At 65.7% G+C, this 13121-nt stretch carries 11 protein-coding genes; 5 read left to right on the top strand and 6 right to left on the bottom strand.

The window, feature by feature from the left end; genetic code table 11:
- Positions 1-12 precede the first annotated feature (12 nt).
- The gene (locus B0E49_RS04915; RefSeq protein WP_077560844.1) at positions 13-795 is read right to left on the bottom strand and encodes a crotonase/enoyl-CoA hydratase family protein; all 783 of its coding nucleotides are present in this window, start codon (positions 793-795) and stop codon (positions 13-15) included.
- Between the two features lie 115 nt (positions 796-910).
- Here B0E49_RS04915 and B0E49_RS04910 point away from each other — a divergent pair, with 115 nt between their 5' ends.
- Positions 911-1786, top strand: coding sequence for an amidohydrolase family protein (locus B0E49_RS04910; RefSeq protein ID WP_077560843.1), 876 nt, complete (start codon positions 911-913; stop codon positions 1784-1786).
- 53 nt (positions 1787-1839) lie between these two features.
- Here the strand turns inward: B0E49_RS04910 and B0E49_RS04905 are convergent, their stop codons facing one another.
- From B0E49_RS04905 to B0E49_RS04895, 3 genes are all read right to left on the bottom strand, one after another.
- The gene (locus tag B0E49_RS04905; RefSeq protein ID WP_077560842.1) at positions 1840-2820 is read right to left on the bottom strand and encodes a Bug family tripartite tricarboxylate transporter substrate binding protein; all 981 of its coding nucleotides are present in this window, start codon (positions 2818-2820) and stop codon (positions 1840-1842) included.
- 83 nt (positions 2821-2903) lie between these two features.
- Positions 2904-4493, bottom strand: coding sequence for a galactarate dehydratase (gene garD, locus B0E49_RS04900; RefSeq protein WP_077560841.1), 1590 nt, complete (start codon positions 4491-4493; stop codon positions 2904-2906).
- Between the two features lie 84 nt (positions 4494-4577).
- Positions 4578-5411 carry an NAD-dependent epimerase/dehydratase family protein gene (locus B0E49_RS04895; RefSeq protein WP_077560840.1) on the bottom strand — a complete coding sequence of 278 codons (834 nt, stop codon included), beginning with the start codon at positions 5409-5411 and terminating at the stop codon, positions 4578-4580.
- An 85-nt stretch (positions 5412-5496) separates the two neighbouring features.
- On the opposite strand from B0E49_RS04895, the gene B0E49_RS04890 reads away from it, so the two are divergent.
- The 4 genes from B0E49_RS04890 (at position 5497) to B0E49_RS04875 (ending at position 10235) form a co-directional block, all read left to right on the top strand.
- Entirely contained in the window at positions 5497-6333 is an 837-nt protein-coding gene (locus B0E49_RS04890; RefSeq protein WP_077560839.1) for a FadR/GntR family transcriptional regulator, read from the top strand.
- A 129-nt stretch (positions 6334-6462) separates the two neighbouring features.
- Entirely contained in the window at positions 6463-7374 is a 912-nt protein-coding gene (gene kdgD, locus B0E49_RS04885) for a 5-dehydro-4-deoxyglucarate dehydratase (protein WP_077560838.1), read from the top strand.
- On the top strand, positions 7371-8723 hold the full coding sequence (gene gudD / locus B0E49_RS04880) for a glucarate dehydratase (RefSeq protein WP_077560837.1): 1353 nt from the start codon (positions 7371-7373) through the stop codon (positions 8721-8723). The genes kdgD and gudD overlap by 4 nt, the downstream gene beginning before the upstream one ends.
- A gap of 75 nt (positions 8724-8798) precedes the next feature.
- Positions 8799-10235 carry an aldehyde dehydrogenase family protein gene (locus B0E49_RS04875; protein WP_077560836.1) on the top strand — a complete coding sequence of 479 codons (1437 nt, stop codon included), beginning with the start codon at positions 8799-8801 and terminating at the stop codon, positions 10233-10235.
- An 81-nt stretch (positions 10236-10316) separates the two neighbouring features.
- Here B0E49_RS04875 and B0E49_RS04870 read toward each other — a convergent pair whose 3' ends face one another.
- Positions 10317-11897 (bottom strand): glycine betaine ABC transporter substrate-binding protein, encoded by a 1581-nt coding sequence (locus B0E49_RS04870; protein WP_077560835.1) that lies wholly within the window; start codon positions 11895-11897, stop codon positions 10317-10319.
- A gap of 41 nt (positions 11898-11938) precedes the next feature.
- Positions 11939-13051 carry a 5-methyltetrahydropteroyltriglutamate--homocysteine S-methyltransferase gene (locus tag B0E49_RS04865; RefSeq protein WP_077560834.1) on the bottom strand — a complete coding sequence of 371 codons (1113 nt, stop codon included), beginning with the start codon at positions 13049-13051 and terminating at the stop codon, positions 11939-11941.
- Between the last annotated feature and the right edge of the window lie 70 nt (positions 13052-13121).

Raw genomic sequence — 13121 nt, 5'->3', positions numbered from 1 at the left:
CTCTTCAATAGGTCAGGCTTTTTTGACCTTGGCGGCGCGGCCGTCGAGGAAGTCCCGCACGCGGGTCTTGGCCTCGGGCGCGCTCTGCGCGATGGCGGCCATCAGCGCCTCGGTCAGGAAGCCCTGGTCGGCCGGCTGCTCGGCGATGCGCGGCAGCGCGTGCATCAGCGCGTAGTTGGTCAGCGGTGCGTTTTGCGCCACCCGCTGCGCCAGCTCAAAGGCCTTGTCGAACGCCTGGCCTTGCGGCACCAGGTACTGGGCCAGGCCGATGCGCTCGCCGTCCTGGGCGTTGTAGACGCGCCCCGTCAGCATCATGTCGGTCATGCGCGCGGCGCCGATCAGGCGCGGAATGCGCACCGCGCCGCCGCCGCCCACGAAGATGCCGCGCGAGCCTTCGGGCAGCGCATAGAAGGTGGAGTCGTCGGCCACGCGGATATGGCAGGCGCTGGCCAGCTCCAGCCCGCCGCCGACCACCGCGCCGTGCAGGACCGCGATGACAGGCACCGGGCCGTATTGCACGCGCTCCAGCGCGGCGTGCCACATGCGCGAATGGACCAGGCCCTGGCCTGCGTCGCGCTCCTTGAGCTCGGACAGGTCCAGACCGGCGCAGAAATGCTCGCCTTCGCCGTCGATGACTGCCGCGCGTACCGTGGCGGGCAGGTTTTCAAAAACGTCGCGCAGGGCCAGAATCAGGCCGTCGCTGAGCGCATTGCGTTTGGCGGGGCGAGTCAGGCGGATCACGGCGACTTCCTTGTGGTCGCCGCGGATGTCAAGCTGGAGGTCTTTTTTGCTCATGGTGGTGTTTCTTTCGAAGGTTGATTATGATTATTAAATATAATCAAATCAAGCCACTTGACTTGGCTTTTGATAAGGGTTTACCCAGGCATTCATCGAACTTCAGGAGACCGATATGGATTACAAGAATCTCGTTGCCATCGACACCCACACCCACCTCGAGGTGTCGTGCCGCAACCCCTTCGACAACTACGGCGAGGAGTACGACCGCGCGGCCGACAAATACTTCCGTTCCAACCGCCGCCCGACGATGGACGAGACGATAGCCTATTACCGGGAGAAAAAGATCGGCTTCGTCAACTTCACGGTCGACGCCGAGACCCAGATGGGCCGGCGGCGCATCCCCAACGAAGAGATTGCCGAAGCGGCACTGAAGAACAGCGACATCATGATCGCCTTCGGCAGCATCGATCCGCACAAGGGCAAGATGGGCGCGCGCGAAGCCCGCAAGCTGATCGAGGAGTATGGCGTCAAGGGCTTCAAGTTCCACCCGACGGTGCAGGGCTTCGAGCCGCAGGACCACATGGCCTGGCCGATCTACGAGGTCATCAACGAGTACAAGCTGCCCGCCGTGTTCCACAGCGGCCACTCGGGCATCGGCAGCGGCATGCGCTGCGGCGGCGGCCTGCGGCTGCAGAACTCGAATCCGATGCTGCTGGAGGACGTCGCCATCGCGTTCCCCGACATGCAGATCATCATCGCCCACCCGTCGTGGCCGTGGCAGGACGAAGCGATCTCGCTGGCGATGCACAAGCCCAACATCTGGATCGACCTGTCGGGCTGGAGTCCGAAGTATTTTCCGCCGCAGCTGGTGCAGTACGCGAATACGCTGCTGAAGGACCGCATCCTGTTCGGCAGCGACTATCCGCTGATCACGCCGGACCGCTGGATGAAGGACTTCGAGGAGGCCGGCTTCAAGCCCGAGGTGAAGCCCCTGATACTGAAAGAGAATGCGGTCCGGCTGCTGGGGCTGGATCAGCCGGCAGCCTGATCGCTACAGAATCAATAGCGTGATGTGAAGGCCCCATATGGGCCAGCGGTCGTTTATTCCAGCTTGAGATTCGCGGCCTTGATCACCTGGGCCCACTTGTCGACCTCGGCCTTCTGGAACGCGGCGAACTGATCGACCGTCAGGTTCCCGGGCTGCATGCCCAGACCCTTGAGCCTGTCCTGTATTTCGGGCATTTTCAAGATTTTGGCGATCTCGTTGTGCAGGCGCTCCACCAGCGGTTTGGGCGTGCCGGCGGGCGCGAAGATGCCTTGCCACGACACCACTTCGAAGCCCGGCACGCCCGACTCGGCGATGGTGGGCACGTTGGGCATGGAGTCCAGGCGCTTGGCCGAGCTGACGGCGATCGCGCGCAGCGTGCCGCTCTGGATGTAGGGGCCGGCCACCACCGTGGTGTCGAACATCATGTCGACCTGGCCGCCGATCAGGTCCTGGATCGCCGGGCCGCTGCCCTTGTATGGCACATGGACGAACTTCGTGCCCGACTTGTAGGCCAGCAGTTCCAGCGTCATGTGCTGCGAGGTGCCGTTGCCGGCGGAGGCCGACGAAATGGTGCCGGGCTTGGCCCGGGCCGCCGCCAGCACGTCCTGCAGCGTCTTGAAGGGGCTGTCCTTGCGCACGATCAGCACCACCGGGTTTGAGCCGATCAGGATGACGGGCGTGAACGACTTGACCGGGTCGTAGCCGAGCTTGGGGTACAGGCTCACATTGATGGCGTGCGAGCTGATGGTGCCGCCCAGCAGGGTGTAGCCGTCGGGCGCTGCACGCGCCGCGACTTCCGAGCCCACGCTGCCGCCCGCGCCGCCGCGGTTTTCGATCACGATGGTGGTGCCCAGGGCGGCGCCCAGCTTTTGCCCGATCAGGCGCCCGAGGATGTCGGTGGTGCCGCCCGCGGGAAAGGGCACGATGTAGCTGATGGGCTTGGCGGGCCAGTTGCCTTGGGCGAATGCGGACGCGCCGGCCATACTGGCGGTGAGCGACGCGAGCGCGGTGTGAATCAGGGTACGGCGTTTCATGGGATATCTCTCCAGTCGTTGGTGGTCAAAAAGCAGTGCAGCGCTTGTGGAATCTGCACAAGGCGCTATTTTTTGTGTAGCATTCAGGTCACGGGCCCCGGATTGAACAGCACCAGCGCGTTGTGCAGCTTCCAGTGCTCGGCCCAGGTTTTCTTCTTCCCGCTGGCGACATCGAGCATCAGCCGGAACAGCTCCCAGCCCATCTCTTCGATGCTGGCGGAGCCGTCGGCGATGCGCCCCGCATTCACGTCCATCAGGTCGTGCCAGCGCCGAGCGAGGTCGCTGCGCGTGGCCACCTTGATGACCGGCACCTGCGCCAGCCCGTAGGGGGTGCCGCGCCCGGTCGTGAACACGTGCAGATTGATGCCGGCCGCCAGCTGCAGCGTGCCGCAGATGAAGTCGCTGGCCGGTGTGGCGGCGAAGATCAAGCCCTTCTGCTTCACCTTCTCGCCGGGCGAGAGCACGCCCGAGATCGGGGCGCTGCCGGACTTGACGATCGAGCCCATGGCCTTCTCGACGATGTTGGACAGGCCGCCCATCTTGTTGCCGGGCGTGGTGTTGGCACTGCGGTCGGCGTGCCCCTTTTGCAGATAGGCGTCGTACCAGGCCATCTCGCGGATCATGGCCTCGGCCACTTCGGGCGTGGCCGCGCGCGCGGTCAGCTGGTCGATGCCATCGCGCACCTCGGTCACTTCCGAGAACATCACGGTGGCGCCGGCCCGCACCAGCAGGTCGGTGCAAAAGCCGACCGCGGGGTTGGCCGTCACGCCGCTGAACGCATCGCTGCCGCCGCACTGCACGCCCACCACCAGTTCGCTGGCCGGCACGGTTTCGCGCCGGCGCGCGTTCAGGCGCTCCAGGTGCTCTTCGGCCTGGCGCATGATGGACTCGACCATCGCCATGAAGCCCACATGTGCCTCGTCCTGCAGGCAGACCACGTCGAGTTTGGCATCCGCGTTGACGCCGACATCGGCCACGCTGTTCTCGTCCACGAGCGCGATGGTGCCGGGCGGCATGAGACGCCTGGGCTGCAGCTTCTCGCAGCCCAGGCTGACCAGCATCACCTCGCCGCCGAAGTTCGGATTCAGGCTGATGTTGCGCAGCGTGCGGATCGGGATGGTCGCGCCGGGTGCATCGATCGCGACGCCGCAGCCGTAGCCGTGCTCCAGCGCCACCACGTCGTCAACGTTGGGAAAGCGGGGCAGCAGCTCGGCCTTGATGCGCTGCACGGCGAACGCGGTCACGCCGGCCACGCACTGCACGGTCTGGGTGATCGCCAGGATGTTGCGCGAGCCCACCGAGCCGTCGGCATTGCGATAGCCCTCGAAGGTGTAGCCCTCGAGCGGCGGCATCGCGGGCGGCCTGGCGTTGGCGATCGGCAGGCCTTCGAGCGAGCGGGCCCCGGGCATCTCGAGCAGGCGCTCGTGCACCCAGCTGCCCGCCGGAACGTCGCGCGTCGTGCGCCCGATCACCACGTTGTAGCGCAGCACCGGCGTGCCGGCCGGCAGGTCGAGCAGCGAGACCTTGTGACCCTGCGGCACCTTGTCGATGAGCTTGAGGCCTGACGCAAACACGGTGCCTGCCGGCAGGCCACCGTCGTTGGCGATGATCGCGACGTTGTCGTGCTCGTGCATCGTGATGTACAGCGGCGGCGAACTCAAGGGGGCTGTCATGGTGGTCTTTCGCTTAGTGGTTGAGTGGGGCGCTTTCGGCCCGGTCGGCCCGGCAGGCCGCAAAAAAATGGCGGCGAATTTCCCTCATTCGAACGGACCTTGCGCGGTAAAGGCGCCGCCCTGGTAGATGGCGTTCGGGTCAGTGGGCGCGACCGGCGGCTGCGCCTCGATCTTGTCGCGGAACACCTCCGACGTGTCCTGCGCCGCGAAGCCCAGCAGTGCAGCGGCGCCGTTGTCCCACCACACATCGCGGTTCGCCGACATGCCATACACCACCGTGTGCCGCACGCCCGGCGTGAAGAGCGACTTCCCGATCAGCGTGGTGAGGTCGCGGTAGCTGAGCCAGGTGCTCATCATGCGGCGGTTGGCCGGCTCCGCAAACGCGGAGCCGATGCGGACGCTCACCGTCTCGATGCCCCAGCGGTCGAAGTAGAACTGCGCGACGTCTTCGCCAAACGACTTCGACAGCCCGTAGTAGCCGTCGGGGCGCTTCGGCGCATGGGCATCGATACGCTCGCTCTGGCTGTAGAAGCCGATGACGTGGTTGGAGCTTGCGAACACGACACGCTTCACGCCGTGCCGGCGCGCACCCTCGTAGATGTGGAACACGCCCTTGATGTTGGCCTCGAGGACTTCCTCGAAAGGCCGCTCCACCGAGACGCCGCCCAGATGCACGATGGCGTCGCAGCCCGCCACGAGCGCATCGACGGCGCCCTTGTCGGCCAGGTTGCAGGGCACGACCTCTTCATGCTCCCCTTGTGCGGGGGAGAGCGCCGCGACGTCGGACAGCCGCAATACGTTCGCGCACGGGCGAAGGCTTTCGCGCAGCACCTTGCCCAGGCTGCCGGCGGCGCCGGTCAGCAGCAGGCGATCAAACCGGTGAGCCGTGGTTGTTCGGGAATCGGAAGAAGTTGGCATGATCGACCCGTTATCAGGAAACATGGACTGAGTAAAAATCAAGTTATAGGTTGTCGTACAACAAGTTGCGTATTATGATCACAATATGACGCCATCAGTTACGGGTAAACCCTTGATTCATGAACCGACGGTGAAAATCGCGGCAGAGGCTGACGCGCACGGGTTGCCGGATGGTTTCGTGGGTCGGCCGCGCCAGCGTGCGCGCGGGCTGGCGCATGGTCTGGTGGATGACCTGAGCGGGCGGATCCGCGACGGCGCCCTGCGCCCCGGCGACAAGCTGCCGACGGAGTCCGAGATCATGCGTGCCTTTGGCGTCAGCCGGACCGTGGTGCGCGAGGCCCTGTCCAAACTGCAGGCGGCGGAGCTGGTCGAAACGCACCATGGCGTGGGCACATTCGTGCTGCAGCCGCGTGCCAGCGGAATGTTCCGGCTGGACCCGGGCGAGATCGCAACCTCGGTCGACGTGCTCGCGGTGCTCGAACTGCGCATCAGCCTTGAAACCGAGTCGGCCGGGCTGGCGGCCAGCCGCCGCACCGAGGAGCAACTGCTGGTGATGCGCGAGGCGCTCGACGAATTCGAGCGCAACGTGGGGGTGGCCGGGGACACCGTGGCGCCGGATTTCCGCTTTCACCTGCAAATTGCCCAGTCGACCGGCAACCCGTATTTCGCCGACATCCTGAGCCACCTGGGCACCACCATCATTCCGCGCACGCGCATCAGCGCCATTCGAAATCTCGACCGCGGCGGCGCCTATTCGAGCCGGGTCAACCGCGAGCATGAAGAGATCTATGCGGCCATCGCCCGGCGCGACCCCGAGGCGGCCCGGGCCGCGATGCGCATTCACCTGACCAACAGCCGCGAGCGGCTGCGCCTGGCGCAGGAGGCGGCACAGAAGGTGGCCGCCGACGCTTCGTCATCCTGAAAAGAACAATTTTTGTTGGACATCTGGTTTTTACAGTTGTATGATGACTGACAACATCATCGTGTACCTGCGCTGGGTGCAGCAAACATTTTCTCTCCTTCCTCTTTCTCTTCTTAACTGAACGTCACCATGAATCCGCAAGAACTCAAGACCATCATGGGCTCCGGCCTGCTCTCCTTCCCGTTGACCGATTTCGACAGCAACGGTGACTTCGACCGCAGGGGCTACAGCGAGCGCCTCGAATGGCTCATGCCCTATGGCGCCAGTGCGCTGTTCGCCGCGGGCGGCACGGGGGAGTTCTTCTCGCTGACCGGTGACGAGTACCCCGGCATCATCCAGACGGCGGTCGATACCTGCCGCGGCAAGGTGCCGATCATCGCGGGCGCCGGCGGTCCGACACGCTTCGCCATCCAGTGCGCGCAGGCCGCAGAAAAGGCCGGCGCGCACGGCATCCTGCTGATGCCGCACTACCTCACCGAAGCCGGGCAGGAAGGCCTGGCCGCGCATGTCGAGGAGGTCTGCAAGAGCGTGAAGTTCGGCGTGATCGTCTACAACCGCGCCAACAGCCGGTTCAAACCCGAAACCCTGGCCCGGCTGGCACAGCGCAACCCGAATCTGGTTGGTTTCAAGGATGGCGTGGGCGACATCGAAGCGATGGTGTCGGTGTACCAGCGCATGGGCGACCGTTTTGCCTACCTGGGCGGCCTGCCGACGGCCGAGGTCTATGCCGCGGCCTACAAGGCGCTCGGCACGCCGGTATATTCGTCGGCCGTCTTCAACTTCATTCCGAAGACCGCGATGGATTTCTATCATGCGGTCGTGGCCGACGACCTGCCCACGCAGCACCGCCTGCTCAAGGACTTCTTCATGCCCTATCTTGAGTTGCGCAACCGCATGCAGGGCTATGCCGTGAGCATCGTCAAGGCGGGCGCAAAGATCGTCGGCCACGGCGCCGGTCCGGTGCGCGCACCGCTCACCGACCTGAAGCCGGGCGAGGTCGAAGCGCTCAAGGCGTTGATTGACAAGCTGGGCCCGCAATGAATTCCGCCAGCAACTCCGTGCACGCGAAGACGCCCGTCGTTGTCGCCATGCGCGTGATCCCGGTTGCGGGCCGCGACAGCATGCTGATGAACCTCAGCGGCGCGCATGGCCCGTTCTTCACGCGCAACCTGCTGGTCCTGACAGACAGTGCCGGCCACACCGGCGTCGGCGAAGTGCCGGGCGGCGAAAAGATCCGCCAGACGCTGGAAGACGCGCGCGGCCTGGTCGTCGGCCAGCCGATCGGACGCTACAACGCGGTGCTCAACAGCATGCGCAGCGCGTTCGCGGGCCGCGACAGTGGCGGGCGCGGGCAGCAGACCTTCGACCTGCGCGTGGCCATCCATGCGGTGACGGCCGCCGAGGCCGCGCTGCTCGACCTGCTCGGCCAGTTCCTCGAAGTGCCGGTGGCGGCGCTGCTCGGCGAAGGCCAGCAGCGCGATGCCGTGCAGATGCTCGGCTACCTGTTCTACGTGGGCGACCGCAAGAAGACCGCCCTGCCGTACCAGAGCGAGCCCGGTGCCGACAACGACTGGTTCCGCCTGCGCCACGAAGAGGCGATGACGCCCGAGGCCATCGTGCGGCTCGCCGAGGCCGCGCACGCGCGCTATGGATTTGCCGACTTCAAGCTCAAGGGCGGCGTGCTGCGCGGCGAGGATGAGGTCGAGGCGATCCGTGCGCTGCACGCGCGTTTCCCGCAGGCGCGCGTCACGCTCGACCCGAACGGCGGCTGGCTGCTTGCCGACGCAGTGCGCCTGTGCCGTGACCTGCATGGCGTGATGGCGTATGCCGAGGACCCGTGCGGCGCCGAAGGCGTGTTCTCGGGCCGCGAGGTGATGGCCGAGTTCCGCCGTGCCACCGGATTGCCGACCGCGACCAATATGGTCGCCACCGACTGGCGCGAGATGGTGCACAGCCTGTCGCTGCAGTCGGTCGATATTCCGCTGGCCGATCCGCATTTCTGGACCCTGCAGGGTTCGGTGCGCGTGGCGCAGCTGTGCCAGGCCTGGGGGCTGACCTGGGGCTCGCACTCGAACAATCATTTCGATGTGTCGCTGGCGATGTTCACGCACGTGGCCGCGGCGGCGCCCGGGAAGGTCACGGCGATCGATACCCACTGGATCTGGCAGGACGGCCAGCGCCTGACGAAGGCGCCGCTGCAGATCGAGAGCGGCCATGTGAAAGTGCCAACGCGTGGCGGCCTGGGTGTGGAGCTCGACATGCAGGAGGTCGAGAAGGCGCACCAGCTCTACCTGCAGCATGGCCTTGGCGCGCGCGACGACGCGCAGGCCATGCAGTACCTGATGGCCGGCTGGCAATTCGACAACAAGCGTCCCAGCCTGGTGCGTTGAGACGCCCATCTGCAACTCCAGGCCGAAGCATCGTTGCTTCGGCCTCCGTTTTTCCCCACACCAAGGACTCAAATCATGCAACAACACGACAACCTGATCGGCGGCGAATGGACACCGGGCCACACCTACAGCCCGAACCTGAACCCCTCCAATCTCGGTGACACCATCGCGGGGTACACCCAGGGCGATGCCAGCCACGTCGAAGCTGCCGTGGCCGCCGCCACCGCCGCCTTTCCGGCCTGGGCCACCGGCAGCATCCAGGCGCGCTGCGACGCGCTGGACAGAATCGGCACCGAAATCCTTGCGCGCAAGGAGGAACTCGGCACCCTGCTGGCGCGCGAAGAGGGCAAGACCCGCGCGGAGGGCATCGGCGAGGCCGCCCGCGCCGGGCAGATCTTCAAGTTCTTCGCCGGCGAATGCCTGCGGCTGACGGGTGAGATCGTTCCGTCGGTGCGCCCCGGTATCGGTGTCGAGATCACGCGCGAGCCGGTCGGCGTGGTCGGTCTCATCACGCCCTGGAATTTTCCGATCGCGATTCCCGCCTGGAAGATCGCGCCGGCGCTGGCTTATGGCAACTGCGTCGTGCTGAAGCCCGCCGACCTGGTGCCGGGCTGCGCCTGGGCGCTGGCCGAAATCATCAGCCGCTCGGGCATTCCGGCCGGTGTGTTCAACCTCGTGATGGGCCGCGGCAGCGTGATCGGCAATGCGCTGGTGAATCACCCGGGCGTGCACGCGATCAGCTTCACCGGCTCGGTCGGCGTCGGCCGCAGCATCGCGGTGCAATGCGTGACGAATCACAAGAAGGTGCAGCTGGAGATGGGCGGCAAGAACCCGCAGGTGGTGCTGGACGACGCCGATCTGGCGCAGGCGGTCGAGCTCAGCGTGCAAAGCGCGTTCTATTCGACAGGCCAGCGCTGCACCGCGTCCAGCCGCCTCATCGTCACCGAAGGCATCTACCCGAAGTTCATCGCCGCGATGCAGGAGCGCATGGCCAGAATCAAGGTTGGCGATGCGCTGGCGCAGGGCACCGACGTCGGCCCGGTCTCCTCCCAATCGCAGCTTGATCAAGACCTGGAATATATCGCCATCGGTAAGGGCGAAGGCGCTACCTTGGCCGCCGGCGGCGAGCGTCTGAAGCTCGGTACCGAGGGCTTCTACATGTCGCCCGCGCTGTTCAGCGAATCCATCGCGTCGATGCGCATCAACAAGGAGGAGATCTTCGGTCCGGTGGCCAGTGTCATCAGGGTGAAGAACTATGAGGAGGCGCTGGCCACGGCCAACGACACCGAGTTCGGCCTGTCCGCCGGCATTGCCACGACCAGCCTGAAGTACGCAACGCACTTCAAACGCCATAGCCAGGCCGGCATGGTGATGGTCAACTTGCCGACCGCCGGCGTCGACTACCACGTGCCCTTCGGTGGGCGCAAAGCTTCGAGCTACGGTCCGCGCGAGCAGGGCCGCTACGCGCAGGAATTCTTCACGACGGTGAAGACGGCCTACACGCTGGCGTAGCCGGCCGGGAACGGGGCGCTATCTAGTTGATAGCGCAATGCCATTACCCCGTATGGGCTTCAGGCACATTTCGCTTGAAATTCAGGCCCTGCGCCGCCGTATCGTCCGCTCGATCACCTCGAACAGCGCCTCGCTCAGCAGCGCCAGCACGGTGGCGGGCAGGGCGCCGGCGAGCAGCAGCTGGTCGTCATTCAGGGCCAGGCCGGTGACGATGCGCTCGCCATAGCCGCCGGCGCCGATGAAGGCAGCGATCGTTGCGGTGCCGATCGCGATCGAGGTGGCGGTGCGCACACCGGCCAGAATGGTCGGCAGCGCCAGCGGCAATTCGATGTAGCGCATGCGCTGGCGCGCCGTCATGCCGAGCGCCTGGCCCGCGAGCCGCAGGCCCTGCGGCACCTCGGCGAGGCCCGTCGTGGTGTTGCGCATGATGGGCAGCAGCGCGTACAGCATCAGCGCGATCAGCGCGGGCATCACGCCGATCACGCCCATCAGTGAAATCAGCGCGGCCAGCATGGCCAGCGACGGCACGGTTTGCAGCAGGCCGGTGGCGCCGAGCACGAGCGCGCGCAGCCGCGGATGGGGAAACACCAGCACCGCCAGCGGGATGGCGAGCAGCACGGCCACGGCCACCGAAATCGCCACCAGCGCCAGATGCTGCCAGGTCAGTCGCGCCAGGTCGGGCCCGAACAGCTTGGCCCAGAAGCCGCGCCGCGCCGCGTCGGCGGTATTGCCGGTCCCAGCCACGGCTCCTGTGGTCTTGCTCGCCAGGTAATCGCGGGCAATCCCATCAAACGCCACGCCCTGCAACTCGGCCCGCGCGTTCATCGCAATCATCGCGTGCTCGTCGATGCTGCCGGCCAGCGTCTGCAGCGCCGCCCAGGCCTTCGGAAAACGCGTGGGCACGTCCAGCCGGTACAGCACCACGGCGTCGTAGCGCGGAAAGTAATGCAGGTTGTCCTGCAGCACGCGCAGGCCGAGCTGGGCGATCTTGGCATCGGTGGTGTAGATGTCGATCACGCCCACCTGCTTTTGCGCCAGCGCGGTGTAGGCCAGGCCGTGGTCCAGGCCGGTCGGCGCCTGCGTGAAGCCGTAGCGCTGCGCCAGCCCCTTCCAGCCATCGGCGCGGCCGATGAACTCGTTGGACAGTCCCAGTTTCAACTCGGGATGCTGCGCCAGATCGCTCAGCGACACGATGTGCAGGCGCTGCGCCTGCGCATCGCGCATGGCCAGCGCATAGCCGTCGTTGAAGCCCAGCGGGATGGCAACGCCCAGGCCCAGCGGTGCCAGGGCCTGGTTCATGGCGTCCATCGACATCGGCTCGGTGCTTTTGAGGATCTCCAGGCTGATGGTGCCCGCGTACTCCGGGTACAGGTCGATATTGCCCGAGCGCAGCGCCTCGTAGACGATGGCCGTGTTGCCCAGCCCTTGCAGCACCGTCGGGGATTTGCCGGTGCGTGCCGCGACCGTCTGCGCCAGCACCTGCGCCAGGATGTAGGACTCGGTGAAGCGCTTGGAGCCGATGCGCAGCAGATCGCTGGGCGCGTCGGCCGCGAAGGCGAGCGTACTGGCGCCGACCAATCCGCAGGCGATGCAGCAGGCCACAAGCCCTCTCAGCCGCTGCCACAGGCGCGGAGTGCTGAAGGCGTAGCGTCGGCTGGTCATGCCGCTAGTATCGCCTTCCTCCCTGTCGTGTCAGCGCCGCCTCAGGCCGTGCCCCAGACTTCCCGTGCCGTCTCAATCACCAGCCGCAGCTTGGCGCGCTGTGCCTCCACCGCAATGTCGTTGCCGTGCACGGTGCTGCTGAAGCCGCACTGAGGCGACAGCGCCAGTTGCTCCAGCGGCGCGTATTTTGCGGCTTGTTCGATGCGGCGTTTCAGGTCGTCCTTGTCCTCGAGCTGGCCGAACTTGGTGGTCACCAGGCCCAGCACCACGGTCTTGCCCTTGGGCAGGTAGCGCAGCGGCTTGAAGTCGCCGCTGCGCTCGTCGTCGTACTCCATGAAGTAGGCGTCCAGGTTCATTTCGCGCAGCAAGGCTTCGGCCACCGGCTCGTAATTGCCGGCGGCCGCGTGCGTGCTCTTGAAGTTGCCGCGGCACAGGTGCATGGCCAGCAGCATGCCGGCTGGCTTTTGCGCCACCACCTTGTTGATGAAGGCGGCGTAGCGGTGCGGCAGCTCGTTCGGGTCGTCGCCGCGCGCGCGCGCGGCTTCGCGCATCTTCTCGTCGCACAGGTAGGCCAGGTTGGTGTCGTCCATCTGCACGTAGGTCGCGCCCGCGGCCGCCAGCGATCGCAGTTCGTCGCCATAGGCATTCGCCACGTCGTCGTAGAACGCAGGGTCGAGCTCCGGATACGCCTCGCGGCTGATCCCGGCGCGCCCGCCGCGAAAGTGCAGCATGGTGGGCGAGGGAATGCAAATCTTGGGCGTGTTGCCCGGGGACACCTGGCTCTTGAGGTACTGGAAGTCGGCCAGCTGGATGTTCTTCACGTGCCGCACCTTGTCCACCACGCGCATCACGGGCGGGGCCAGTTCCTGCGTGCCGTCCGGCTTTTGAATGGTGACCGGGATGTCGGTCTTCACGCCGCCGAGCTGGTCCAGAAAGTCGATATGGAAGTAGGTGCGGCGGAACTCGCCGTCGGTGATGCTTTTCAGGCCCACGTCTTCCTGGAACCTGACGATCTCGGTGATGGCCTTGTCTTCTACGGTGCGCAGTTGCTCGGGGGTGATCTCACCCTTGGCCTTTTGCTCGCGCGCCTCGAGCAGGTATTTGGGGCGCAGAAAGCTGCCAACGTGGTCATAGCGGGCGGGGAGCTGGGTCATGCCGTTTTCCTCAAAGTTGTGTTGGTTCGAGCGCGTATGTTAGGACACGCCAAAGCGTTTCGTGTGCCGG

Source organism: Polaromonas sp. C04 (genome assembly GCF_002002705.1).
Lineage (GTDB): Bacteria > Pseudomonadota > Gammaproteobacteria > Burkholderiales > Burkholderiaceae_C > Rhodoferax_A.
Note: the sequence above shows the minus strand (reverse complement) of the source record. Positions and strands in the feature narration are given on the sequence as shown.

Coding starts and splice junctions, on each gene's coding strand:
- B0E49_RS04915 (WP_077560844.1), bottom strand. CDS start 795: ATGAGCAAAAAAGACCTCCAGCTTGACATCCGCGGCGACCACAAGGAA.
- B0E49_RS04870 (WP_077560835.1), bottom strand. CDS start 11,897: ATGACCAGCCGACGCTACGCCTTCAGCACTCCGCGCCTGTGGCAGCGG.
- B0E49_RS04875 (WP_077560836.1), top strand. CDS start 8,799: ATGCAACAACACGACAACCTGATCGGCGGCGAATGGACACCGGGCCAC.
- garD (WP_077560841.1), bottom strand. CDS start 4,493: ATGACAGCCCCCTTGAGTTCGCCGCCGCTGTACATCACGATGCACGAG.
- B0E49_RS04905 (WP_077560842.1), bottom strand. CDS start 2,820: ATGAAACGCCGTACCCTGATTCACACCGCGCTCGCGTCGCTCACCGCC.
- B0E49_RS04910 (WP_077560843.1), top strand. CDS start 911: ATGGATTACAAGAATCTCGTTGCCATCGACACCCACACCCACCTCGAG.
- gudD (WP_077560837.1), top strand. CDS start 7,371: ATGAATTCCGCCAGCAACTCCGTGCACGCGAAGACGCCCGTCGTTGTC.
- B0E49_RS04865 (WP_077560834.1), bottom strand. CDS start 13,051: ATGACCCAGCTCCCCGCCCGCTATGACCACGTTGGCAGCTTTCTGCGC.
- B0E49_RS04890 (WP_077560839.1), top strand. CDS start 5,497: ATGACGCCATCAGTTACGGGTAAACCCTTGATTCATGAACCGACGGTG.
- B0E49_RS04895 (WP_077560840.1), bottom strand. CDS start 5,411: ATGCCAACTTCTTCCGATTCCCGAACAACCACGGCTCACCGGTTTGAT.
- kdgD (WP_077560838.1), top strand. CDS start 6,463: ATGAATCCGCAAGAACTCAAGACCATCATGGGCTCCGGCCTGCTCTCC.